The 22,660-nt window shown below is 38.3% G+C and carries 25 protein-coding genes; 24 read left to right on the top strand and 1 reads right to left on the bottom strand.

The window, feature by feature from the left end:
• Nucleotides 1-16 precede the first annotated feature (16 nt).
• The 8 genes from ypeB to NST66_RS20975 all read left to right on the top strand — a co-directional run bounded on the left by ypeB (nucleotide 17) and on the right by NST66_RS20975 (nucleotide 7,610).
• The gene (gene ypeB / locus NST66_RS21010; RefSeq protein ID WP_014458333.1) at nucleotides 17-1,366 is read left to right on the top strand and encodes a germination protein YpeB; all 1,350 of its coding nucleotides are present in this window, start codon (nucleotides 17-19) and stop codon (nucleotides 1,364-1,366) included.
• Nucleotides 1,367-1,519: 153 nt separating this feature from the next.
• A complete protein-coding gene (locus NST66_RS21005) occupies nucleotides 1,520-2,185 on the top strand; it encodes a flagellar brake protein (protein WP_033579746.1) in 666 nt (221 codons plus the stop codon).
• A gap of 68 nt (nucleotides 2,186-2,253) precedes the next feature.
• Nucleotides 2,254-2,430 (top strand): YpfB family protein, encoded by a 177-nt coding sequence (locus NST66_RS21000; protein WP_013059030.1) that lies wholly within the window; start codon nucleotides 2,254-2,256, stop codon nucleotides 2,428-2,430.
• Between the two features lie 162 nt (nucleotides 2,431-2,592).
• Nucleotides 2,593-3,267, top strand: coding sequence for a (d)CMP kinase (gene cmk / locus NST66_RS20995; protein ID WP_033579747.1), 675 nt, complete (start codon nucleotides 2,593-2,595; stop codon nucleotides 3,265-3,267).
• Nucleotides 3,264-3,851 carry a lysophospholipid acyltransferase family protein gene (locus NST66_RS20990; protein ID WP_033579748.1) on the top strand — a complete coding sequence of 196 codons (588 nt, stop codon included), beginning with the start codon at nucleotides 3,264-3,266 and terminating at the stop codon, nucleotides 3,849-3,851. Before cmk ends, NST66_RS20990 begins: the two co-directional genes overlap by 4 nt.
• Before the next feature lie 162 nt (nucleotides 3,852-4,013).
• Nucleotides 4,014-5,150: a 30S ribosomal protein S1 gene (gene rpsA, locus NST66_RS20985; RefSeq protein WP_028410732.1), complete on the top strand. Its 1,137-nt coding sequence runs from the start codon at nucleotides 4,014-4,016 to the stop codon at nucleotides 5,148-5,150.
• 16 nt (nucleotides 5,151-5,166) lie between these two features.
• The gene (gene fni / locus NST66_RS20980) at nucleotides 5,167-6,216 is read left to right on the top strand and encodes a type 2 isopentenyl-diphosphate Delta-isomerase (protein WP_098112919.1); all 1,050 of its coding nucleotides are present in this window, start codon (nucleotides 5,167-5,169) and stop codon (nucleotides 6,214-6,216) included.
• A 179-nt stretch (nucleotides 6,217-6,395) separates the two neighbouring features.
• Nucleotides 6,396-7,610 (top strand): MFS transporter, encoded by a 1,215-nt coding sequence (locus NST66_RS20975; protein ID WP_028411514.1) that lies wholly within the window; start codon nucleotides 6,396-6,398, stop codon nucleotides 7,608-7,610.
• A 30-nt stretch (nucleotides 7,611-7,640) separates the two neighbouring features.
• Here NST66_RS20975 and NST66_RS20970 read toward each other — a convergent pair whose 3' ends face one another.
• Nucleotides 7,641-7,778 carry a YpzI family protein gene (locus NST66_RS20970; protein WP_013059024.1) on the bottom strand — a complete coding sequence of 46 codons (138 nt, stop codon included), beginning with the start codon at nucleotides 7,776-7,778 and terminating at the stop codon, nucleotides 7,641-7,643.
• Nucleotides 7,779-7,898: 120 nt separating this feature from the next.
• On the opposite strand from NST66_RS20970, the gene NST66_RS20965 reads away from it, so the two are divergent.
• The 16 genes from NST66_RS20965 to aroB all read left to right on the top strand — a co-directional run bounded on the left by NST66_RS20965 (nucleotide 7,899) and on the right by aroB (nucleotide 22,528).
• Nucleotides 7,899-8,504: a YphA family membrane protein gene (locus NST66_RS20965; protein ID WP_028411513.1), complete on the top strand. Its 606-nt coding sequence runs from the start codon at nucleotides 7,899-7,901 to the stop codon at nucleotides 8,502-8,504.
• 297 nt (nucleotides 8,505-8,801) lie between these two features.
• Nucleotides 8,802-10,112, top strand: coding sequence for a ribosome biogenesis GTPase Der (der, locus tag NST66_RS20960; RefSeq protein ID WP_014458340.1), 1,311 nt, complete (start codon nucleotides 8,802-8,804; stop codon nucleotides 10,110-10,112).
• Nucleotides 10,113-10,129: 17 nt separating this feature from the next.
• Nucleotides 10,130-11,161, top strand: a complete 1,032-nt coding sequence (locus NST66_RS20955; RefSeq protein WP_013059021.1) for an NAD(P)H-dependent glycerol-3-phosphate dehydrogenase — start codon at nucleotides 10,130-10,132, stop codon at nucleotides 11,159-11,161.
• A 315-nt stretch (nucleotides 11,162-11,476) separates the two neighbouring features.
• Nucleotides 11,477-11,680 (top strand): DUF2768 domain-containing protein, encoded by a 204-nt coding sequence (locus tag NST66_RS20950; RefSeq protein ID WP_028411511.1) that lies wholly within the window; start codon nucleotides 11,477-11,479, stop codon nucleotides 11,678-11,680.
• 24 nt (nucleotides 11,681-11,704) lie between these two features.
• Entirely contained in the window at nucleotides 11,705-12,427 is a 723-nt protein-coding gene (locus tag NST66_RS20945) for a hypothetical protein (RefSeq protein WP_028411510.1), read from the top strand.
• A gap of 229 nt (nucleotides 12,428-12,656) precedes the next feature.
• The gene (gene spoIVA / locus NST66_RS20940) at nucleotides 12,657-14,135 is read left to right on the top strand and encodes a stage IV sporulation protein A (RefSeq protein ID WP_013059017.1); all 1,479 of its coding nucleotides are present in this window, start codon (nucleotides 12,657-12,659) and stop codon (nucleotides 14,133-14,135) included.
• Between the two features lie 373 nt (nucleotides 14,136-14,508).
• On the top strand, nucleotides 14,509-14,781 hold the full coding sequence (locus tag NST66_RS20935) for an HU family DNA-binding protein (protein ID WP_013059016.1): 273 nt from the start codon (nucleotides 14,509-14,511) through the stop codon (nucleotides 14,779-14,781).
• A 148-nt stretch (nucleotides 14,782-14,929) separates the two neighbouring features.
• Nucleotides 14,930-15,496: a GTP cyclohydrolase I FolE gene (folE, locus tag NST66_RS20930; RefSeq protein WP_013059015.1), complete on the top strand. Its 567-nt coding sequence runs from the start codon at nucleotides 14,930-14,932 to the stop codon at nucleotides 15,494-15,496.
• 25 nt (nucleotides 15,497-15,521) lie between these two features.
• Nucleotides 15,522-15,752: a trp RNA-binding attenuation protein MtrB gene (gene mtrB / locus NST66_RS20925; RefSeq protein ID WP_028411509.1), complete on the top strand. Its 231-nt coding sequence runs from the start codon at nucleotides 15,522-15,524 to the stop codon at nucleotides 15,750-15,752.
• A 280-nt stretch (nucleotides 15,753-16,032) separates the two neighbouring features.
• Complete coding sequence (locus NST66_RS20920) at nucleotides 16,033-16,824, top strand: heptaprenyl diphosphate synthase component 1 (protein ID WP_230624662.1); 792 nt, start codon at nucleotides 16,033-16,035, stop codon at nucleotides 16,822-16,824.
• A gap of 4 nt (nucleotides 16,825-16,828) precedes the next feature.
• The gene (locus NST66_RS20915; protein ID WP_013059012.1) at nucleotides 16,829-17,533 is read left to right on the top strand and encodes a demethylmenaquinone methyltransferase; all 705 of its coding nucleotides are present in this window, start codon (nucleotides 16,829-16,831) and stop codon (nucleotides 17,531-17,533) included.
• 81 nt (nucleotides 17,534-17,614) lie between these two features.
• Nucleotides 17,615-18,580 carry a heptaprenyl diphosphate synthase component II gene (hepT, locus tag NST66_RS20910; protein WP_028411507.1) on the top strand — a complete coding sequence of 322 codons (966 nt, stop codon included), beginning with the start codon at nucleotides 17,615-17,617 and terminating at the stop codon, nucleotides 18,578-18,580.
• A 115-nt stretch (nucleotides 18,581-18,695) separates the two neighbouring features.
• Nucleotides 18,696-19,145: a nucleoside-diphosphate kinase gene (gene ndk / locus NST66_RS20905; protein ID WP_013059010.1), complete on the top strand. Its 450-nt coding sequence runs from the start codon at nucleotides 18,696-18,698 to the stop codon at nucleotides 19,143-19,145.
• A 211-nt stretch (nucleotides 19,146-19,356) separates the two neighbouring features.
• Complete coding sequence (locus NST66_RS20900) at nucleotides 19,357-20,139, top strand: CheR family methyltransferase (RefSeq protein WP_047749875.1); 783 nt, start codon at nucleotides 19,357-19,359, stop codon at nucleotides 20,137-20,139.
• 134 nt (nucleotides 20,140-20,273) lie between these two features.
• Nucleotides 20,274-21,446 carry a chorismate synthase gene (gene aroC, locus NST66_RS20895; RefSeq protein WP_028411505.1) on the top strand — a complete coding sequence of 391 codons (1,173 nt, stop codon included), beginning with the start codon at nucleotides 20,274-20,276 and terminating at the stop codon, nucleotides 21,444-21,446.
• Nucleotides 21,446-22,528 carry a 3-dehydroquinate synthase gene (gene aroB / locus NST66_RS20890; RefSeq protein WP_028411504.1) on the top strand — a complete coding sequence of 361 codons (1,083 nt, stop codon included), beginning with the start codon at nucleotides 21,446-21,448 and terminating at the stop codon, nucleotides 22,526-22,528. The genes aroC and aroB overlap by 1 nt, the downstream gene beginning before the upstream one ends.
• The last annotated feature ends 132 nt before the right edge of the window (nucleotides 22,529-22,660 follow it).

The following is a 22,660-nucleotide window of genomic DNA, read 5'->3' as shown; positions in this document are numbered from 1 at the left end:
GAGAGGTGAAGGAAACATGATTCGAACAATTTTAATTGTATTATTAGCTATTGGTGTTGTAGGTGTAGGGTATTGGGGGTACAGCGAACATCAAGAAAAAGATGCTGTGCTGCTTCAAGCGGAGAATACGTATCAACGAGCATTTCATGATTTGTCATATCAGCTAGATTTATTAAATGATAAAATCGGTGGCACGCTTGCCATGAGTTCGAGAGATCAGCTTTCGCCCGCGCTTGCAGAAGTATGGCGTTTAACTTCTGAAGCTCATAACAATGTAGGACAGCTGCCTTTATCGCTTTTACCGTTCAATAAAACAGAAGAGTTTCTTTCAGATGTTGGTGACTTTACGTACAAAGTGGCGGTAAGGGATTTAAGCAAATCTCCCTTAACAGATAAAGAGTATAAAACGTTAAATTCGCTTTATGATCAGTCAGGCGAAATTCAAAATGAAATGCGCCAAGTACAGCATCTAGTCATTGATAATAACTTGCGCTGGATGGATGTTGAGCTAGCTCTAGCCACAAAAGAAAAGCAAGGGGACAATACGATTATTGACGGATTAAAAACCGTTGAAAAAAGTATGGATTCTTTTGCCGAAACAGATTTAGGGGTTATGAATGCAACGAATGAACAGGAAAAAAACGCTTTTCATCAATTAAAAGGTAGAGAAGTTAGTGAAGATGTTGCCAAACAAGTGGCGCGTTCGTTTTTGAATTTAAAAGGAAATGAACAAATTCATATTGTAAAGAGCGGAAAAGATGCCGATTATGAGGTGTACAGCTTAACCATTACAGATCCAAAGACTAAACAAGAGACGTATATGGATATTACCCAAAAAGGTGGATATCCGCTTTGGGTGCTCGAAGATCGAGATATTAAAAAACAAAATATTAGTTTAAACGATGCTATGAACAAAGCGACTAAGTTTTTAAAAGATCATCGTTTTGAAAGCCTAGTGATGGCTGAAAGCGCTCAATACGATAACATGGGAGTCTTTACATTCGTTGAGCAAACGGAAAGTGGAGTTCGGATTTATCCGGATTCAGTTAAAATGAAAATGTCTTTAGAAGATGGATCTGTGATTGGCTTCTCAGCTAAAGACTTCTTATTAAAACATCGTACAAGAGATATTCCAAAACCTAAAATTTCGAAAGAACAGGCAAAAACCAAGCTAAACTCGAATGTAAAAGTGATGGAAGACCGCTTGGCAATTATTACAAATGATTTAAACGAAGAAGTGCTATGCTATGAGTTTTTAGGGACAATTAAAAATGATACGTATCGTATTTTTATCAATGCCGATACGGGTTTTGAAGAGAAAGTCGAAAAACTGCAAAACTCAGAACCTTTATATAATGAAGTATAAAGCTGAGAAACCGGTGTCTATAGACACCGGTTTTTTGTGTTGTATAAGTTTTTTTGAGTCTAAATGACTAATTTTTATTTACAAAATAAATATATTTGACTATGTTTAAATAAAGGGAAAAAGTGTATATAGTGGAACTGAAGGAGAGAGAAGATGATAAAAGCGGGAATGAGGTTGACGTTAGAGAGCGGGTACAGAGAGTCTACCTTACAACAAACGTATCGATGTAAGGTAGTTGAGTTTACGGAAGACGTGATTTATATTAGCTATCCGCTAAATGAAGAAACGCAGCGAAGTGCTTTTTTACTAAAAGGTACAAAATTGCTGGCTACGTTTATCGGATATAATCAAAATGTATATACCTTTCCAACTGAAGTAACAGGGCGTGAAATAAAAGGCATGCCTGTAGTAAAGCTCTTTTACCCGGGCGATAAAAAGTTAAAATCTATCCAAAGAAGAAATTTTTTCCGTGTGCCGCTTACAGTGAAGGCGGTGATAAAAAGTGAACAAGAACAGCAGGCCGTAATGGAAATTATGACTAAAAACATCAGTGCAGGTGGAGTAGCCGGCTCCTTCCATCATTCGCTGCTTTTTAATGAGAAAGATTCCGTTGTTGTACGATTAAGTCTTCCTAATCGTGAGGGAACTTTGCAGCATCTTGAATTAAAAGGGGAAGTTGTACGAATTACCGCCCCGACTTCCTGTAAAGTAGGTCAGCTATCTATTAAATTTATGGACATGGAAAAACAAACGAAAGAAATGATGATTCGTTATACCTTAAAGCGTCAGCTCGACCTAAGGAGAAAAGGTCTTCTTTAGCGTATAAAAAAAACTTCTCTTTCCTAAACTGTAAGCAAAGGTATCACTTCTTACAAAAGGAGAAAAAGATGAATCGAATAGAACGAATTTTAATTAAATTAGTGGTTATTCAATTTGTGTTTTTAATAATTGCCCAATGTATTTTACTATCTAGCAGTCACAGTACATATTTCTCAAAGGTCATTCAGTATGAGGGAGTTAGCAAAAATAATTTTAATAAAATTATTGAAACATTCGACCAGTAGTCGGACGTATGGTAGAATAACTAGGAAAGAAACATGCAGTGAACACCAGGCAGGAGAAGACCCCCTGCTCTTTTTTTCGTTTATAAACGTTTCATATAAAATGGCTCATTGTATAAAAGATGAAAGTGGTTTGTTCCTGTTTTGAAATTAAGGGAGGCACTTATGAAAAAACAAATTTCAATCGCGATTGACGGCCCTGCAGCTGCTGGGAAAAGTACAGTGGCAAAGATTATAGCAGAAACCTTATCATATATTTATGTTGATACAGGAGCGATGTATCGTGCTCTAACGTATCAAGCGCAGAAAAACCAGGTAGATTTGCAAAATGAAGAAGAGCTATTGCATTTGCTTAACGAAACAGTAATCGATTTAAAACCGTCTGAATCTGGACAGATAGTCATTTTAAATGGACAGGATGTTACAAGTGAAATTCGTTCCGCAGAAGTAACCAATTCTGTATCCATCGTCGCGAAACATCGTGCAGTTCGTGAAGAGATGGTAGCGAGACAGCAGGGTCTTGCTAAAGATGGAGGCGTTGTAATGGATGGACGTGATATCGGTACACACGTGCTTCCTCAGGCAGAAGTTAAAATCTTTTTATTAGCGTCTGTGGATGAAAGAGCACAGCGACGCCATGATGAAAACATAAAAAAAGGTTTTGAATCAAATTTAGAGCGTTTAAAAGAAGAAATTGCCCGCAGAGACAAGCTGGATTCTGAGCGTGAAGTAGCACCTCTTAAAAAAGCTGAAGATGCAATTGAAATCGATACAACTTCCTTATCGATTGAAGGAGTTGTAGAAAAAATACTTTCTATTACAAACGAAAGGATTGGATGATTTTGAGCTTTTATATGTTTGCACGTGGCATTGTAAAAGGTATTTTAACACCAGTTTATCGTTATGAAGTAATCGGTGCAGAAAATATCCCTTCAGAAGGCGGAGTTTTGCTTTGTTCAAATCATATTGACAACTTAGATCCGCCTACGGTAGGTGTGACGTGTCCAAGGCCTATTTCGTTTATGGCAAAAGCAGAGCTGTTTAAAGCACCTTTTCTGAAGACGGTTCTGCCAAAGTTAGAAACGTTCCCTGTAAAGCGGGGGATGGCAGATCGTGAAGCTTTGCGCCAAGGGTTAAAGATTTTAAAAGAAGGAAAAGTGCTTGGATTATTTCCAGAAGGAACAAGAAGTAAAGATGGAAAATTAGGAAAAGGAATGGCTGGAGTAGGCTTTTTTGCTTTGCGTTCAAAAGCAGCTGTTGTTCCTTGTGCTGTTATTGGTCCATATAAGCGTTTTGCAAGGTTAAAAGTAGTGTACGGACCGCCAATTCAGATGGATGAACTTCGTGAACGAAAGGCATCAGCCGAGGAAGTAACCGAAGTTATTATGAAAAGCATTGGTGAATTAATTGAAAAATATCAATAGTTTGTAACCTTATGACTTGACAAAAGATTCTATTTATTAGAAGTTAGTAACAAAGAGAGTTTTTTCTATACAGAGCTATATACAATAATGATGAGCTAAAAGAGTGAAGAACTCTTACAAGGGAATACATATTGTAGATGGATATTGGAGGAGGAAAAGACGATGACAGAAGATATGAATCAAGTAGAGGTAACGTCATTAGAAGTAGGAGAAACAGTAAAAGGTACTATTACAAAAGTAGAAGAAAAGCAAGTGTATGTAGATGTGCCTAACAGCAAACTAGACGGTATTATTCCAATTAGTGAATTAGCGAGCTTACATATTGAAAAAGCAGGGGATGTAATCCAAGAAGGTGCCGAAGTCGAAGCGAAAGTAATTAAAGTGGAAGACGATGTGCTTGTGTTATCTAAACGGGCTGTAGATGCTGAAAAAGCATGGGACGGTTTAGAAGCAAAACTTTCTTCAGGTGAAGTGTTTGAAGCGGTAGTCAAAGAAATTGTCAAAGGCGGATTAGTAGTAGATATTGGTGTAAGAGGGTTCATTCCAGCTTCTCTTGTTGAAACTCATTTCGTTGATGATTTCGCAGAATATCAAGATCAAACTCTTACAGTCAAAGTAGTGGAATTAGATAAAGAAAAAAATCGCGTGATCCTTTCGCATCGTGCAGTTGTAGAAGAAGAGCTTGTACAACAAAAAGAAAATGTTCTTGAGTCATTAAAAGAAGGTCAGGTTTTAGAAGGAACCGTTCAGCGCTTAACAGACTTTGGTGCGTTTGTAGATGTAGGCGGAGTAGATGGGCTAGTGCATATCTCTCAGCTTTCACATACGCGTGTAGAAAAGCCTTCAGACGTAGTAGCTGAGGGAGATACTGTGAAAGTCAAAGTATTATCTGTTGACAAATCAACGGGTCGTGTTTCATTATCTATTAAAGATACGTTAGAAGGTCCATGGTCCAACATTTCTACGAAGCTTCGCCAAGGTGATGTAGTAGATGGAACTGTTAAAAGACTTGTATCTTTTGGAGCTTTTGTGGAAGTTCTACCTGGAGTAGAAGGACTTGTACACATTTCTCAAATTTCACATAAGCATATCGGGACACCGCATGAAGTTCTTTCTGAAGGCGAAAAAGTGACGGTAAAAGTACTTGATGTGAATGAACAAGAACGACGCGTTTCGTTAAGCATTCGTGACCTTGAGGAAGAAGAGCAAGAAGATTACGGTGACTATGAATTACAAGAAGAGTCAAAAGGCTTCCAATTAGGTGATATGATTGGGGATCAATTAAAAAAATTAAGATAAGTAATGGTGATGATTTGTGAGCAGAGCAAAACGTAAAATTGATCACATTCATCATGCGATTCAAACGGGACAGCATCGGCTGCACGGGCTAGATGATATTCGCTTCGTTCATAATAGCTTACCAAATACAGGCGTGCACGATGTTCATATTGATACAAAAATTGGCGAACTTTTGTTAAGTTCGCCAATTTTTATAAATGCTATGACGGGTGGAGGCGGACAAGAAACGGAACGGATTAACCGTTCGTTTGCTCAAATTGCTCATCATGGTCAATTAGCAATGGCCGTTGGATCGCAGATGGCTGCGATTAAAGATGAAAAGGAAGAACAATCATACAGAGTAGTGCGTCAAGAAAACCCTAACGGAATTATTTTTGCCAACCTAGGCAGTGAAGCTACAGTTGAACAAGCTAAAAAAGCGGTTGATATGCTTGAAGCAAATGGACTTCAAATTCATTTAAATGTTATACAAGAACTGGTCATGCCAGAGGGAGATCGTGATTTTACCGATGCATTACGTCGTATTGAACGAATTGTCCGAGAAGTAACCGTTCCTGTAATTGTCAAAGAAGTAGGTTTTGGGATGAGCGCTCAAGCAGTGCAAAAACTTAAAGATGTTGGTGTTGAAATCGTTGATATTGGTGGGTACGGTGGTACCAATTTTTCGAAAATCGAAAATGAAAGACGAGCAAAACATTTTCACTTCTTTAATGATTGGGGAATTTCCACAGCAGCTTCTTTAGCGGAAGTATCTCAGCACGTAGAAGGTATATCCATTATTGGTTCAGGAGGTATTCAAACCTCTATGGATGTTGCTAAGTCCATTGCGTTAGGAGCTTCTGCAACGGGAATGGCAGGATATTTTCTATCCATTTTAATGAAGTCTGGTTTAGAAGCAGTCGTAGAAGAGATAGCCGAGCTGCATGAGGAGTTAACGTTTATCATGGCTGCATTAGGAGCAACTTCTATTGCTAAGCTTCAGCAAATGCCTCTAGTTATTACAGGGGATACCCATAGCTGGCTGACTCAGCGAAATGTATCTATAGAAGCATTTAATAACAGATGATAAAAAAGCAAGCAGTTAACTGCTTGCTTTTTTATTTCCTTAGAAGATGAATGATCGCGTTTTCATTAAAAAAAACAAAAAATGTTGGCAGAAGAAGTGACAAAAAGCATGAAATCCCAAACGTTAGCCACTTATAATAAGTTAAATAAACAGAAAAATCAGAAAAAAGAGGTGGCGTAATGAAAAAGGGACATCCTATATTTACAATTTTTCTTTTCTTTTTAGGCTGGGTTTTCATGTATGCAGATCGTAATATTTTATCTCCAGTTATGGGAGATATCGGTGCGCAGTGGGATCTTAATAAAGCTGAACTTGGGCTAATGTCTACCGTATTTTTTGCAGCGTATGCAGCTATGCAGATTCCAACGGGTTTTTTGGCAGATCGATTTGGTCGCGTTAAGATCTTAGTGGCTGGATACATTTTGTTTGGAGTTGCCACATTCTTTACAGGACTTACGACTACTTTCGGTATGTTCTTGCTCATGCGGGCGCTGACAGGACTTGGAGAAGGAACGTATTATGGTTCACAATACGGAATTTCTTCAAGCATCACGTCTGAACGATACCGAGGTCTAGTGTCTGCGCTCATCAATAGTGGAATGGCTTTTGGTATATCGCTTGGTTTTATCGGTTCTACATACATTACATATACGTTAGAAAAAGACTGGCAGTTTACTTTTTACTTATTTGCTATTCCGACTATAGTAATAGCTATTTTAATAGCTTTCTTTGTAAAAGATAAGCAAAGGGATCAAGAAAAAAATTCGCTAAATAAAGAAACAAAGCAGTCGCTAAAAGTATTATTTACAAAAAATCATATTTTCGTATACATTTTAATCTTCTGTTCTCTTTACGGATTTTTTGGGATGCTGACGTGGCTTCCTTATTATTTGCAGCACTCGCGGGGCTTAGAAGGGTCTCAAACAGGCATCATAGCATCTTTAGTACCGTGGGCGTCTATTCCAGGAGCAATCTTCTTTGGATATATATCGGATCGAATTGCAAATAAAAAAGCATTAATTGTGAGTTTGTCAGTAGCGGGCGCTTTATGTCAATTTTTTATTCCCTATACAGAGAGTTATTCTTGGCTATTAATCGGCTTAATTGTGTACGGTCTGATAGGGAAATTAGCATTAGATCCGATTTTAATTTCGTATATGGCGGATATTACTCCCTCTTCCATGTACTCTAAAGTGTACGGTTTTTTTAACTTCAGCGGCATGCTGTCATCGATCTTTGCACCTTACATTACCGGATATTTTGCAGATAAACTTGGAAGTATGGAATTCGGATTTTATTTGTCAGGAGCACTATTGTTAGTGGGAGGAGTTCTCTTTTTGTTTACAGGAAAGAAAGAACGTTCCTATCCTGTTTCACATCCAGTTTTAAAATAAAAAATGCGCTGACTTAGTCAGCGCATTTTTTTATTTATGCTCATTTAACTCGCGCGCTTCTTCAGGACTTTGCAAGCTAGTTGCTCCCGGATAGTGAAGTCCTTGATCACGGTCAGATTCAACTCGTTTTGATTCCTTTAATTTTTTCTCTTGACGATCTTTTCCCATTTTATATTCCCTCCTTTTTTCTGATAGGTTGTCCAAAATAAGCGGTTCTATTCTAAAACCCCGATTAAGTTTTCCAAAATTGATACATACTGATGACAGATAGGGGAGGTGCCATATTCAGTGGACGGAATTTTCTTTTATTGGCTTTCGTGGATGGGATGGATTGTTGCGACTTTTCTTATGCCCAAAACAGCTAGGCGTTGGAAGGTAGCAGCCATTATATTAATCAGTATACTCCTAAGCGGAATGAACATGCATATGACTCAGTTTTCATGTAGCTACACCGCTTTGTTTTTAGTGGGAGTAGCGTGTGTGTATGCTTCAGGCTACAGCCGATTTCAGCAGTTATATTATGTTATTGTATGCGGCATTATAATAATTGCCTATGCTAGTTTTTGTTTACTTGAGCTCTATGATCCTGTCTGGATTTTTATTGATCGTAAGTGGATTTTGACTGGACTTATCTTATATATTTGCTTTATGGTGGTTAAAGATGCTGAAAAAAGATTCGCAGCAATCATTTTAGGTGTAGTTGGAGGAGACTTTTTATACGCAGTTGTCATTCGGGATATCGCATCTTATGAAATAGGGTCTCTTCGTACACTCGACGTTTTAGCCACAGCAGTAGGAGCGATGTTTATTTGGGAGATGCTGGTTTATTTCTCTGCTTATTTAGATTTGTACGTGCTGAAGTCTCACAGGCAAAAGCAAAGTACTTACAAATAGAAGAAGAGATTTCGTAAAATTATATTGTTGTTACCGGTGATTTTTGATAAAATTGTTTGATTGAAAGAGTAATGCTTATTCAGCGGATAGGCAGTTAATCAGTTCAGTATAAGAAAGAGCTGATAAAAATCCTGCTTTATCGCTTATGCTCGATTAGTAGAGGTCATGCCACGCTGCATGGCCTCAATTTTTGAAAAACGAATGATCTTATTTATTTGTACATGTAGATAAATACCTTTAGTCGATTAAAGACTGGTTGCCGATACATAAAAAAGATCAAGGAAAGGGAAGAATCGTATGCCAAAACCAATTATTGCGATTGTTGGTCGTCCCAACGTAGGAAAATCAACAATTTTCAACCGAATTGTAGGAGAGCGAGTATCTATTGTAGAAGATATTCCGGGTGTAACTCGTGATCGTATCTATAGTTCAGGTGAGTGGCTGAATTTGGACTTTAACATTATTGATACTGGCGGTATTGATATTGGAGATGAGCCATTTTTAGAACAGATCAAACAGCAGGCAGAAATTGCAATTGATGAAGCGGACGTAATCATTTTTCTAGTGAATGGACGCGATGGAATTACTGCAGCTGATGAAGAAGTGGCGAAAATTTTATACAAATCCAAAAAGCCCGTCGTCCTAGCCGTTAATAAAGTAGATAATCCTGAAATGAGAGAATTAATCTATGATTTCTACGCACTAGGATATGGAGAACCGTTCCCAATCTCAGGAACCCATGGTTTAGGTTTAGGTGACCTGTTAGACGAGGCAGCTAAGCATTTTCCAAAAGAAAAAGACGAAGACTACGGAGAAGAAGTCATTAAATTTTCATTGATTGGTCGTCCTAACGTAGGGAAATCTTCATTAGTTAATGCTCTTCTAGGTGAAGATCGTGTTATTGTCAGTGATCTCGCCGGTACGACACGCGATGCTATTGATACGAAGTTTACAAAAGAAGATCAAGAATATGTTGTTATTGATACAGCTGGAATGAGAAAGCGTGGAAAAGTGTACGAGAGTACTGAAAAATACAGCGTACTTCGCGCATTAAAGGCAATTGAACGCTCAGACGTTGTCTTAATTGTATTAAATGCTGAAGAGGGTATTATTGAACAAGATAAGAAAATTGCTGGCTATGCACAAGAAGCTGGAAAAGCTGTCGTCATTGTTGTGAACAAATGGGATACAGTAGAAAAAGATGAAAAAACAATGAAAAAATTTGAAGAAAATATACGCGAGCATTTTCAGTTCTTAACATATGCTCCAATTGTGTTCCTTTCAGCTAAAACGAAAAAACGTACGCATACGCTATTGCCAATGATTGATCTTGCAAGCGAAAGCCATGCGGTACGTGTAGAAACAAGCATCTTAAACGATGTAATTATGGATGCAGTAGCAATGAACCCTACGCCTACTCACAACGGCAACCGCTTAAAAATCTATTACACAACTCAAGTAGCAATCAAGCCGCCAACTTTTGTTGTGTTTGTAAATGATCCTGAGCTAATGCATTTTTCATATAAACGTTTCTTAGAAAATAAGCTTCGTGAAGCTTTTGGATTCGAAGGAACTCCAATTAAAATTATTGCAAGACCAAGAAAATAACAGAGGATGTGATCGGCGTGGAAAGAATAGCTGTACTAGGAGCAGGGAGTTGGGGAACTGCATTAGCTTTCGTATTGGCGGAAAATGGACACGATGTTCGCATTTGGGGACATAGACAACAAGTCATTGATCAAATCAACGAGACGCATCAGAATGAAAAATATCTGCCTGGTGTAGAGCTTCCTCATCAGATTAAAGGTTTTACGTCATTAGAAAAGGCAATAGAGGGTGTTGAAACCCTTATTTTAGCTGTTCCAACGAAGGCCATTCGTGAAGTGTTGCAACAGCTAAAATCCCTTACCGATGAACTGTTTACAATTGTTCACGTAAGTAAAGGAATTGAACCGGATTCTCTTTTACGTATATCTCAAATGATTCAACAAGAAATTGATACAAAAGACATCGTTGTCTTATCAGGTCCGAGTCATGCTGAAGAAGTAAGTAGAAGGCAGCCGACAACCGTGACGTCAGCTTCAACAAATATACAAGCAGCAGAAAAAGTGCAGGATTTATTTAATAATCAACAGTACTTCCGTGTTTATACAAATCCTGATGTGATTGGTGTGGAAATTGGGGGAGCGTTAAAAAATATTATTGCTCTTGCTGCTGGTATCACGGATGGACTTGGATATGGTGACAATGCGAAGGCCGCTCTTATGACTCGTGGCTTAGCTGAAATCGCTCGTTTAGGTACGGTGCTTGGCGCCAATCCTCTGACGTTCTCAGGTTTAACCGGGATTGGAGACTTGATTGTAACGTGTACAAGCGTTCATTCTCGAAATTGGCGCGCTGGTAATCTTCTTGGAAAAGGCAAAAATTTAGACGAAGTATTAGAAAATATGGGAATGGTTGTAGAAGGTGTACGCACGACGAAAGCAGCTTACCAGCTATCTCAAAAATACGACGTGAAAATGCCGATTGCTGATGCTTTATATAATGTACTGTTTAATGATGTGAAGGCAAAAGATGCAGTAGACGCGCTTATGTCTCGTACTAAAACACATGAAATGGAAGATTTAGCGAATGTTTTAGGAGAAAAATTAAATTAAGTGCAAAGAAATATGAAAAAATAGGCAATTGGTGATACCCAAAATCATTTACTTGCATAAAATAACGTGTAAATAAAGATGAGTAGAACTGTTAGTATGGGAATATTTAGTTACGGTCGAAGCGAAGAGCCCCCTTCGCTTCGATTTTTTTTATGTGAAAAAGCAGGAATTTGTCAATTTAATAGGAAAGTAATTACTATAGAGCGTAAATCAATGGAAGGTGAATAAATAGTTAATTTAGAAAGTTCTATTAATATCCGTCTTAACTATAAGTCCTTATGTTATAATAACGGTGAAAAAAGGAGTGGATGCAATTTGTCGCCAGGTTTGTTAAAGATGTGGATTTCATTGGGTTCCATTGTATTTATGTTTATTGCGGTATTTTCTATTTACTTTAGTCGTTATAAAATCACGAACCGCGTTGGTAAAATTGTACTCGCTTTCATTGCCTATTCGCTCATGATTGTAGCAGGTCTTATTATGGTAATTGTTGTATTCAGCGGTCCGACAGATGCTTAATGTACATATGGTAGGGTGAGGAAAATGAAAAAATTCATGCTAACGTCTATTGTTGGGTTAACCATTTTTGTATTATCCGGTTGTTTATACCCGACGGAAAGAATGTCTCAAAATCAAGTTCCTTATAAAGATCAAGTTGCTTCCGTACAAACGGCCGTTGATCAATTTAAAGAAGAAAGCGGAGGCTTATTGCCGATAAAAACGAAAGATATGGACACGCCGATTTATCAAAAATATCCGATTGACTTTACAAAAATTGTTCCTAGATACATGCAAGACGCACCTGGGAATTCGTATGAAAGCGGAGGGATATTTGCGTACGTGCTTGTGGATGCAGAAACAAAGCCCACGGTTAAATTATTAGACTTACGGATGGCGGATACGATTCAAGATGTTAATGTACATTTGAATATATACCGTCAAAACCATAAAGGGTACGTACCGTTTAAAGACGTCATCGCTCCCGGCGTATTCTCTATTAACTATAAGAAATTGAATATGAAAGAACCCCCTGTCGTTACTAGCCCGTATACAGGGAATAGTCTTTCTTTAATTGTTAATGGACAGGGAGATGTATTTGTAGATTATCGTCCTGATTTGTATGATGCCATTCAAAAGCATAAAAGCTCCTACAAACCGGGTGAAGATATCCGAAAGCTCCTTGTGGAAAACAGTGATTTTGTACCTGCTTACTCTCTTCCTTATACAGTTAACGATAAGAATGAACCAATATTTTTTAAAAAATAAGTCATGAACCCCTTCTCCTTGAATAATATTCAGAGAGAAGGGGTTTTCTCTTTCTTGTACACCAATAATGAAAATCAGAATGACTAAGTCAGCATGTGCATGAAAAAAATCATAAATTTTTCTATCAAAAGTCATATTTTAATAGGACAACGTCATAACTATATAGTGTCCTAATTTACTCTCGCAATGGATGTCATATTCCATGAACTCATAGATCGGAGGGGATCTTTTGGAAAAGGTGGATGTATTTAAAGATATCGCTGAACGTACAGGAGGCGATATATATTTAGGTGTGGTGGGAGCAGTTCGAACAGGAAAATCTACATTTATTAAAAAGTTTATGGAGCTGGTGGTCCTGCCTCACATCGAGAACGAGGCAGAAAGAGCTCGCACACAAGATGAACTACCACAAAGTGCAGCTGGAAAAACGATTATGACAACTGAGCCAAAATTCGTACCGAATCAAGCAGTCAATGTTTTGGTAGATGACGGGCTAGAAGTTAACATACGGTTAGTAGATTGTGTAGGATATACAGTGCCAGGCGCTAAAGGGTACGAAGATGAAAATGGACCTCGAATGATCAATACACCTTGGTATGAAGAACCAATTCCATTTCACGAAGCGGCTGAAATTGGAACGAGAAAGGTCATTCAAGAACACTCAACAATTGGTGTCGTCATTACAACAGATGGCTCAATTGGAGATATACCTCGTCAAGATTACGTGGAAGCAGAAGAGCGCGTCATTAATGAGCTAAAAGAAGTAGGCAAACCCTTTATCATGGTTATTAATACCGTACAGCCATATCATCCCGATACAGAAAAGCTTCGTGCAAAGCTTAATGAAAAATATGATATCCCAGTATTAGCGATGAGTGTGGAAAGCATGCGCGATACTGATGTGATGAACGTATTAAGAGAAGCACTATACGAGTTCCCTGTATTAGAAGTCAACGTTAATCTACCAAGCTGGGTAATGGTTTTAAAAGATAAACATTGGCTGCGTGAAAGCTATCAAGAAGCCGTTAAAGAAACGGTAAAAGATATTAAGAGACTGAGAGACGTTGAACGGGTAGTAGAGCAATTTAGCCAGTTTGAGTTTATCGATCAGGCTCGATTAGCCGGAATTGAGATGGGGCAGGGGATTGCCGAAATTGACTTATACGCTCCAGATGACTTATATGATCAGATTTTGAAAGAAATCGTGGGAGTAGAAATTCGCGGAAGAGATCATTTGCTGCAGTTAATGCAAGACTTTGTGCATGCAAAAACCGAGTATGATCAAGTCTCTGATGCACTTCGCATGGTTAAGCAAACGGGTTATGGTGTAGCTGCACCTTCGCTTTCAGATATGAGCCTTGATGAACCTGAAATTATTCGCCAAGGATCGCGTTTTGGAGTTCGTTTAAAAGCAGTGGCACCTTCTATACACATGATTAAAGTGGATGTAGAATCAGAATTTGCGCCGATTATCGGAACGGAGAAGCAAAGCGAAGAATTAGTTCGTTATTTGATGCAAGACTTTGAAGATGATCCGCTTTCAATTTGGAATTCAGATATATTTGGCCGCTCTCTAAGTTCAATCGTAAGAGAAGGGATTCAAGGAAAGCTGTCGCTGATGCCTGAAAATGCGCGATATAAGTTAAAAGAAACGCTAGAACGGATTATTAACGAAGGATCTGGAGGTTTAATCGCGATTATTTTATAAGAATATAAGGTTAGGCTCCTCATAAAGGAGCCTCTTCTTTTTGGATAGATCATACAAAACTTTACATATATTGTGATAGATCGCGTGGTTATCCTATTCCTGCGTTATTTTCTGCTTGCTATGCCTTGTTCAATATGTTAATCTTTTAACAGAAATCGATCGATCATACTGTTTTCACTACATACATACGGCAGATGAATGAAAAACATTGAATTATTTAGTTCAATCGTTTATGATTAGGCTTGTCGATACATAGGTTATGTATAATATCCATTTGTTTTGTTAAAGAATGAGATATAACGAATTACTAGATTCCTTTTCTAACAAGGTTTTTAGTTATTATATGATCCGATTTTGGGAGGAGGTGAATGGCATGAACAAGACAGAATTAATTAATGCTGTTGCAGAAGCAAGTGAGCTTTCAAAAAAGGATGCTACAAAAGCAGTTGATGCTGTTTTCGATACAATTTTAGAAGCTTTAAAAGCTGAGGACAAAGTTCAACTTATCGGTTTTGGTAACTTCGAAGTACGTGAACGTGCTGCTCGTAAAGGACGCAATCCACAAACTGGCGAAGAAATCGAAATTCCTGCTAGCAAAGTTCCTGCATTCAAACCAGGTAAAGCTCTTAAAGATGCTGTAAAATAATATCTACATAAAATGGCTTTATTCATAGCCGTTGATGAAGAGCTTTGAAAGGTCGCACATTTGCGACCTTTCTTTTTTGCCTTTGGTATATACATATGCTAGAATTTTTTTCATAAAGTCGTAATGCAACGAATTGGAGGGCAACAACATGTCATCTGTAAATAAACCACAGATCGAACAAGCTGTGAGACTAATTTTAGAAGCAATTGGCGAAGATCCAAACCGTGAAGGATTATTAGATACACCAAAGCGAGTAGCTAAAATGTATGAGGAAGTCTTTTCCGGGTTGAATGAAGATCCAAAAGAGCATTTTAAAACAGTTTTTGGAGAAGATCATGAAGAGCTAGTGCTTGTAAAAGATATTCCTTTTTACTCTATGTGTGAACACCACTTAGTGCCTTTTTACGGAAAAGCTCATGTTGCGTATATTCCAAAAGGCGGACGAGTGACCGGTTTAAGTAAGCTGGCAAGAGCGGTAGAGGCTGTTGCGAAACGTCCTCAGCTTCAGGAGAGAATTACATCTACAGTGGCGGATTCTATTGTAGAAACATTAGAGCCGCACGGGGTAATGGTAGTAGTGGAAGCAGAGCACATGTGTATGACCATGCGAGGCATTAAAAAGCCTGGGGCTATGACAATCACTTCTGCTGTGCGTGGAGTGTTAGAACACGATGCAAGTTCTAGAGCTGAAGTTTTATCATTGATTAAATCATAATGTGGATGATGAAGGAGAAGAGAATATGACACAAAAAGGAACGCCAGAGTATATTGTCATTAAAGCGGTCGAAGATGGAGTTAACGTAATTGGCTTAACGCGAGGAGCAGATACGCGATTTCATCATTCAGAAAAACTAGATAAAGGCGAAGTGATGATTGCGCAGTTTACTGAGCATACATCCGCAATTAAAATTCGTGGCAAAGCCGTCGTTCAGACTGTTCACGGAGAAATTGAATCCGATACGAAAAAATAAGCAGGGATTTTCCTGCTTTTATTTATATTTAAAATAAATGAATAAGAACAGGAAAAACATGGTGAAACTAAAGCAATATCTTAAATTACTGTCTAAGAAATCAAGATGGTATGTAGATGAACGGTGTTCAAGCGGATGAGCAGCTAAAGGATTTAAACCGTGAAAAAGCTTCAAAAGAATTTAAAGGATATTTTATAATGTAATTATGTTATAATTGACACTATCGATTTGGAGTTAAAAGAACTTTAAACAAATAGTGATGGAAAGGGAGACAAGGATGATGAGCGTAAAAACCATCTATGATATTGTGGCCAACATGAAAGAACAGCTTCATGTTGAATTAAGTCATCCATATGTAAAAAAATATATTCATCATCCGCGTATTGATGAAAATAGATTACTGTACATGTGTTCGTTCTTAGATACTCTTTCAATGGAAGAAGAAAAAAAGAACAGCTCTGTGCTATCTGTGATGCTCGTTCAAACCGCACTTGATACCCACGATCTAGTCTCCACTCAAAATGTTAGCGGAAATGAAGGGAAGCTGCATGAGAGGCAGCTGGTAGTTTTGGCCGGAGATTATTACAGCGGCCTGTACTATTACTATTTAGCTCAAAGCAGCCAGCTGAATTTAATGAAAGTTATAGCATCTGCTATTAAAGAAATTAATATCGCTAAGATACACATTTATAACAATCGCTCTACTAATCCACACGACGTTATGAATAGTTTTTTAGCAGCAGAATCATCGTTTGTAAGATGCTTATGTGACTATTTTGAACGTGAAGAGTGGAAAGAACTTCTAAAACATGCAGCGTATTTGAATGGGATATTAAAGCAATTAAAGTCATTACAGCATAAAGAGCCTACTCTCTTGCTAAACTATTGCAAACAAATTGGCATGAATCAAGAACAAATAAAAGAATACCTTTATTCGTATACTCAACAGTCTGTAAATATTGTTAGAGGGTACTTGCGAAGTGAATTTGCGATGAATGAGTTTTTAAGAGAGCACTTAGATGAACTTACATCTAGCTTAGAAGTGTTGAAAAATGTCGTAGGAGAAGGATAGAGATATGCAGCAATCAAAAGAACAGCGTGTCCATGGCGTATTTGAAAAAATATACAAAAATTATGATCAAATGAATTCTGTTATTAGTTTTCAGCGTCATAAGGCATGGCGCAAAGATACGATGAAGCGAATGAATGTTCAAAAAGGAACAAAAGCTTTAGATGTTTGTTGCGGAACTGCGGATTGGACGCTAGCTATGGCTGAAGCAGTTGGAGAAACAGGAGAGGCAGTTGGCCTGGATTTTAGTCAAAATATGCTAAAGATTGGTGAAGAGAAAGTAAAAAACTCACCTTTTTCAAATATTACTTTACTACATGGCAATGCAATGGAGCTTCCTTTTGAAGATAATTCATTTGACTATGTAACGATTGGATTCGGACTGCGCAACGTGCCCGATTACCTTCAAGTTTTAAAGGAAATGCAGCGCGTCGTGAAACCTGGCGGAAAAGTGGTTTGCCTTGAAACGTCTCAGCCAACGATGATTGGTTACCGGCAAATGTACTTGCTTTATTTTAAGTATATTATGCCTGCGCTTGGAAAGATGGTCGCTAAAAGCTATGATGAATATTCATGGCTTCAAGAGTCAGCTAGGGACTTTCCAGGTCAAAAGCAATTGGCTGATATGTTCCGTGAAGCCGGTTTGACAGATGTTGAAGTGAAATCTTACACAGGTGGAGTAGCGGCGATGCATCTAGGGTACAAACGATAAAAGAGAAAAAGCTTGTCCTACAGGTGCAACAGCCTGTAGGATAAGGAGTAAAGAATGAATATATAATGCAAGGTGAGTCCAATGAAACTAAAAATGATGTACGCTTTTTTGAATACGGATATTACCCTTATTGAGAAAGAACTTGAACAAACTGTTCATACCGATGAAACACTTATCACAGATGCTTCTCTTCACCTTTTACAAGCAGGGGGGAAACGAATTCGCCCTGTATTTGTTTTGTTGGCAGCTAAATTTGGGCATTACAATATCGACCAAATCAAACATGTGGCAGTAGCGCTTGAGCTGATTCATATGGCGTCTCTTGTTCATGATGATGTTATTGATGACGCTGATAAGCGACGGGGAAAACCAACAATTAAGGCAAAATGGGACAATCGTATTGCTATGTATACAGGGGATTACATCTTTGCTCGTGCACTTGAAGTTATGAGTGAGGTTAAAGATGTGGAAGCACATAAAATTTTATCTAATACGATGGTGGAATTAACGCTCGGTGAAATTGAACAGATTAAGGACAAATACAACCTAAACCAAAACTTACGCGTGTATCTGCGTAGAATTAAACGTAAAACGGCACTGCTAATTGCTGCAAGCTGTCAGTTAGGCGCAATTGCAGCGGGAGCTCCTGAAGATATACATAAACGTTTATTTTGGTTTGGATATTACGTGGGAATGTCATTTCAAATTACGGATGACATTTTAGATTTTATCTCATCAGAAGAACAGCTTGGGAAACCAGTTGGCAGCGACTTACTGCAAGGAAATATTACGCTGCCAGTTTTGTATGCCATTGAAAATGCTGAGTTTCGAGATAAAGTAGAACAGCTTTTCGAGAGGGAATATGAGCAAGAGCTGATCGATGAAATTATTTCTGATATTAAATCTTCTAACGCCATTGAACGTTCATTTGAAATGAGCGATCGTTATCTGCAAAAAGCGATGAGCATTTTAGAAGAACTGCCGCCAAACAAGGCGAAAAAAACGCTGCATCAAATTGCGAAGTACATTGGAAAACGGAAATTTTGATTTATTTACTTTCATAAGTTGTAAACTGCTCGAAACAATGTTAATATCTTCATGAGGTGTGATTGCGCTTTCAAAACTTGTTTACATATCATGAACTTCAGGGGTGGAGAGTAAAATGATACAAAAAACGTTTTTAATGGTCAAACCAGACGGGGTACAAAGAAGCATTATTGGTGAGGTTATTTCTCGCTTTGAGAAAAAAGGTTTTCAATTAGTTGGAGCTAAGCTTATGCATATTTCGCAGGAATTAGCTGAAACACACTATGGTGAACATAAAGAGAAACCTTTCTTCGGTGAGTTAGTGAAATTTATCACATCAGGTCCAGTTTTTGCTATGGTATGGGAAGGTGAAAACGTGATTTCAGTATCACGTCAAATGGTGGGGAAAACTAACCCTCAAGAAGCGCTTCCTGGAACTATTCGAGGTGATTATGGACTGATTGTGGATAAGAATATTATTCACGGCTCAGATTCACCAGAAAGTGCGGAGCGTGAAATCAGCTTATTCTTTGAAAGTGAAGAGCTGACTTTCTATAAAAAAGACGCAGACGCTTGGATTTACTAATTTAGATAGCGCAAAAAGACGAATGAATTTTCATTCGTCTTTTTTATTGTGTGTATAAACAAGCTTCTAGGCTATTAAGTGCAAAGATTTCCCCGCATAAACATTTTCATAATGTATTCCGATATATTAATAAGAAGATAAGCGTATATAAAGGTTTTATTTCTTTATACGTCTAACATAACCGTATAGGAATGAGAAAGGAGAGTCAAAAATGATAGATGAATACGACGCGTTTGTGGAGAAAATAAAAACAAAAACAGGCATTGATTTATCACTATATAAGCAGTCTCAAATGCACCGCCGCCTCACCTCGCTGTATGAAAAAAAAGGTTTTTCTAGTTTTTTTGAATATTATCGAGCAATGAACAGTAACAACAAACTGCTTGAGGAGTTTTTAGATCGGATGACGATTAACGTGTCAGAGTTTTATCGCAACTATCAGCGGTGGGATATATTGGAGCAAAAAATTTTACCGACTCTTGTAAAAGGAAAATCAGATCTGAAAGTGTGGAGCGCTGCCTGCTCAACAGGGGAAGAGCCGTATACACTAGCGATGGTTTTATCAACATTTTTTCCGCTTTCGCGTATTTCTATATTGGCGACCGATCTGGATGAAAAAGTGATAGAAAAAGCAAAAATAGGCTTTTATGATGAACGTTCACTTCAGGAAATGCCTGTTTCGATGAAAAATAAGTACTTTCAACAAAGAGGAACCGGGTACTTATTAGATGAAAAAATCAAAAAAACAGTTATTTTTCAAAAACATAACTTACTGTCAGACTCTTTTCCTAAAAACGTTGACTTGATTGTTTGTCGAAACGTGCTTATTTATTTTACCGATGAAGCAAAGCATGCTTTATATGAAAAGTTTAGCAGAGCTTTAGCACCTGGAGGCATCTTATTTGTAGGGAGCACAGAGCAGATTTTCACTCCGCAAAAGTATGGGTTTGAAACGGCTGATACGTTTTTTTACAGAAAAGTAAAGACCATTTAATTGAGATAACCTGAAGCGATTTCTTACAAGCTGAGGTGAAACTTTTTATATATTCTTATGTTATAGTATGGTATAGTCATATTTAAAAATGGAAAAATTCTGACGAATAATACATATTAAGCGGAGGTACGATTATGCGATATTTAACAGCAGGAGAATCACATGGTCCACAGTTGACTACTATTTTAGAGGGTGTTCCCGCAGGGCTTCCTTTAACAGCCGAAGACATCAATACAGATTTAGCGCGAAGACAAAAAGGTCATGGTCGCGGAAGACGTATGCAAATTGAAAAAGATCAAGCGGAAATTTTAAGCGGTGTTCGCCACGGCTATACGCTAGGATCTCCTATTACGTTAGCGGTAGAAAATAACGACTGGAAACACTGGACAAAAATTATGGGCATCGAGCCAATTTCTGAAGAAGAATCAGAAGAAGTAAAGCGTAAAATCTCAAGACCAAGACCAGGGCATGCCGATTTAAACGGCGCTATTAAATATGGTCATCGCGATATGAGAAATGTATTAGAACGTTCTTCAGCTCGTGAAACAACTGTAAGGGTAGCAGCAGGTGCTGTGGCTCGTCAAATCCTTGCTCAGTTCGGGATTTCTGTAGCTGGACATGTATTAGAAATTGGCGGCGTACAGGCAAATCCTCCTCAATACAAAAGCTTAGAGGAACTTCAAGAAGTCACTGAAGCTTCTCCAGTAAGATGTTTTGACTCAGCTGTTGAGAAAGACATGATGCAAGCAATCGATGATGCTAAGAAAAACGGCGATTCGATCGGAGGCGTAGTAGAAGTTATTATTGAAGGCGTGCCAGCAGGAGTGGGCAGCTATGTCCATTACGATCGTAAATTAGATGCGAAGATTGCTGCAGCTGTTATGAGCATTAATGCATTTAAAGGCGTTGAGTTTGGGATTGGATTTGAAGCGGCTCGCAGACCAGGAAGCGAAGTTCATGACGAAATTCTATGGGATGAAGAGAATGGATATACCCGTAAAACAAACAACTTAGGCGGCTTTGAAGGTGGCATGACAACAGGTATGCCAATTGTAGTACGCGGTGTAATGAAACCTATTCCAACGCTTTACAAGCCGTTAAAAAGTGTTGATATTGAAACAAAAGAAGCCTTCGAGGCAAGCATCGAACGTTCAGACAGCTGTGCTGTGCCGGCAGCAAGCGTTGTAGCAGAAGCCGTTGTAGCTTGGGAATTGGCTGATGCGCTAATCGAACAGTTTGGACAAGACCGAATTGATTTAATTGCTGAAAATATTGAGAAAATGCGTGTACATGCGAGGGAGTTTTAATGTTGCAAATTGATATTCAAACTTTATCCAAAACATATCCTCTTTATTTAGGAAATGGATTAATTGAAAAGCTGCCTTCTATTATTGAGAGTGTAAAACCTAATCTGTCGTCGGTGTTAATCATCACTGATTCAGCTGTAGATTCATATTATGGAGAAGCGGTTGTAAAAGCGATTGAGACGCAGTTTAAAGTGGCTAAATACGTAGTACCAAGCGGTGAACACGCAAAGTCATTTCAACATTACTACGATTGTCAGACTTTTGCACTCGAGCAGCAGCTTGACCGCAATGCGCTCGTTATTGCTTTCGGCGGAGGGGTAGTTGGCGATTTAGCTGGATTTGTAGCCGCTACATACATGAGAGGGGTTTCGTTTATTCAAGTGCCAACGACGCTTCTTGCTCACGATAGTGCTGTAGGCGGTAAAGTAGCCATTAATCATGAGCTTGGAAAAAATATGATTGGCGCTTTTTATCAGCCTGAAGCGGTTGTTTATGACATTGATCTTCTTAAAACGCTTCCTGAAAGAGAGTGGCGTTCTGGTTTTGCAGAAGTGATTAAACATGCTTTTATTCACGATGAAGCATTTTATGAATGGCTTCAGCAAAATATACAATCGCTGACTGATTTACAAGATGAAAAATTAATTTATGCTATTCAAAGCGGTATTTTAGTCAAAGCATCTGTTGTAAAAGAAGATGAGACAGAAGCTGGCGTTCGCGCTCACCTGAACTTTGGACATACGTTAGGTCATGCGATCGAAGCAGAGTGCGGCTATGGACAAATCAGTCACGGAGAAGGCGTAGCCATTGGGATGCTGTTTGCTATGAAAGTCAGCAATACGCTTGGGAAAAGCGAGTTCCCTGTAGCTGAAATTGCGAAATGGTTTGAAAAATTTGGCTATGAGACGTCTGTTCCAAACCACCTTTCAGCTGAAAAGCTGCTCGTGAGAATGAAAGCAGACAAGAAGTCCAAATCAAGCAATGTTCATATGGTACTGCTTGAAGGCGTAGGAAAACCTTTTGTTCAACAAGTAGAAGATGAAGTGATTCTTAAGCTGCTGAATGAAGAGCTTCAAGCGTAGTTTCTTCAAAAGCCAAGTAGATAGTAGTTGACAAATGAATTTGAAACGTACTACAATTGGTAACAAGTTAGTTTAGAGATTTTAGTTATGAGAAAAAAATAGACAGTTTAGTTGAGATTAGGGTAGACGAGA

Origin of the sequence: Priestia sp. FSL W8-0524, from assembly GCF_038005965.1 — a bacterium.
Classification (GTDB): domain Bacteria; phylum Bacillota; class Bacilli; order Bacillales; family Bacillaceae_H; genus Priestia; species Priestia zanthoxyli.
Note: the sequence above shows the minus strand (reverse complement) of the source record. Positions and strands in the feature narration are given on the sequence as shown.

Excerpts from the sequence above, each read along its gene's own strand:
- ypeB (WP_014458333.1), top strand. The coding sequence starts at position 17 with ATGATTCGAACAATTTTAATTGTATTATTAGCTATTGGTGTTGTAGGT.
- NST66_RS21005 (WP_033579746.1), top strand. The coding sequence starts at position 1,520 with ATGATAAAAGCGGGAATGAGGTTGACGTTAGAGAGCGGGTACAGAGAG.
- NST66_RS21000 (WP_013059030.1), top strand. The coding sequence starts at position 2,254 with ATGAATCGAATAGAACGAATTTTAATTAAATTAGTGGTTATTCAATTT.
- cmk (WP_033579747.1), top strand. The coding sequence starts at position 2,593 with ATGAAAAAACAAATTTCAATCGCGATTGACGGCCCTGCAGCTGCTGGG.
- NST66_RS20990 (WP_033579748.1), top strand. The coding sequence starts at position 3,264 with ATGATTTTGAGCTTTTATATGTTTGCACGTGGCATTGTAAAAGGTATT.
- rpsA (WP_028410732.1), top strand. The coding sequence starts at position 4,014 with ATGACAGAAGATATGAATCAAGTAGAGGTAACGTCATTAGAAGTAGGA.
- NST66_RS20975 (WP_028411514.1), top strand. The coding sequence starts at position 6,396 with ATGAAAAAGGGACATCCTATATTTACAATTTTTCTTTTCTTTTTAGGC.
- NST66_RS20970 (WP_013059024.1), bottom strand. The coding sequence starts at position 7,778 with ATGGGAAAAGATCGTCAAGAGAAAAAATTAAAGGAATCAAAACGAGTT.
- der (WP_014458340.1), top strand. The coding sequence starts at position 8,802 with ATGCCAAAACCAATTATTGCGATTGTTGGTCGTCCCAACGTAGGAAAA.
- NST66_RS20945 (WP_028411510.1), top strand. The coding sequence starts at position 11,705 with ATGAAAAAATTCATGCTAACGTCTATTGTTGGGTTAACCATTTTTGTA.
- NST66_RS20935 (WP_013059016.1), top strand. The coding sequence starts at position 14,509 with ATGAACAAGACAGAATTAATTAATGCTGTTGCAGAAGCAAGTGAGCTT.
- folE (WP_013059015.1), top strand. The coding sequence starts at position 14,930 with ATGTCATCTGTAAATAAACCACAGATCGAACAAGCTGTGAGACTAATT.
- mtrB (WP_028411509.1), top strand. The coding sequence starts at position 15,522 with ATGACACAAAAAGGAACGCCAGAGTATATTGTCATTAAAGCGGTCGAA.
- NST66_RS20920 (WP_230624662.1), top strand. The coding sequence starts at position 16,033 with ATGAGCGTAAAAACCATCTATGATATTGTGGCCAACATGAAAGAACAG.
- NST66_RS20915 (WP_013059012.1), top strand. The coding sequence starts at position 16,829 with ATGCAGCAATCAAAAGAACAGCGTGTCCATGGCGTATTTGAAAAAATA.
- hepT (WP_028411507.1), top strand. The coding sequence starts at position 17,615 with ATGAAACTAAAAATGATGTACGCTTTTTTGAATACGGATATTACCCTT.
- ndk (WP_013059010.1), top strand. The coding sequence starts at position 18,696 with ATGATACAAAAAACGTTTTTAATGGTCAAACCAGACGGGGTACAAAGA.
- NST66_RS20900 (WP_047749875.1), top strand. The coding sequence starts at position 19,357 with ATGATAGATGAATACGACGCGTTTGTGGAGAAAATAAAAACAAAAACA.
- aroC (WP_028411505.1), top strand. The coding sequence starts at position 20,274 with ATGCGATATTTAACAGCAGGAGAATCACATGGTCCACAGTTGACTACT.
- aroB (WP_028411504.1), top strand. The coding sequence starts at position 21,446 with ATGTTGCAAATTGATATTCAAACTTTATCCAAAACATATCCTCTTTAT.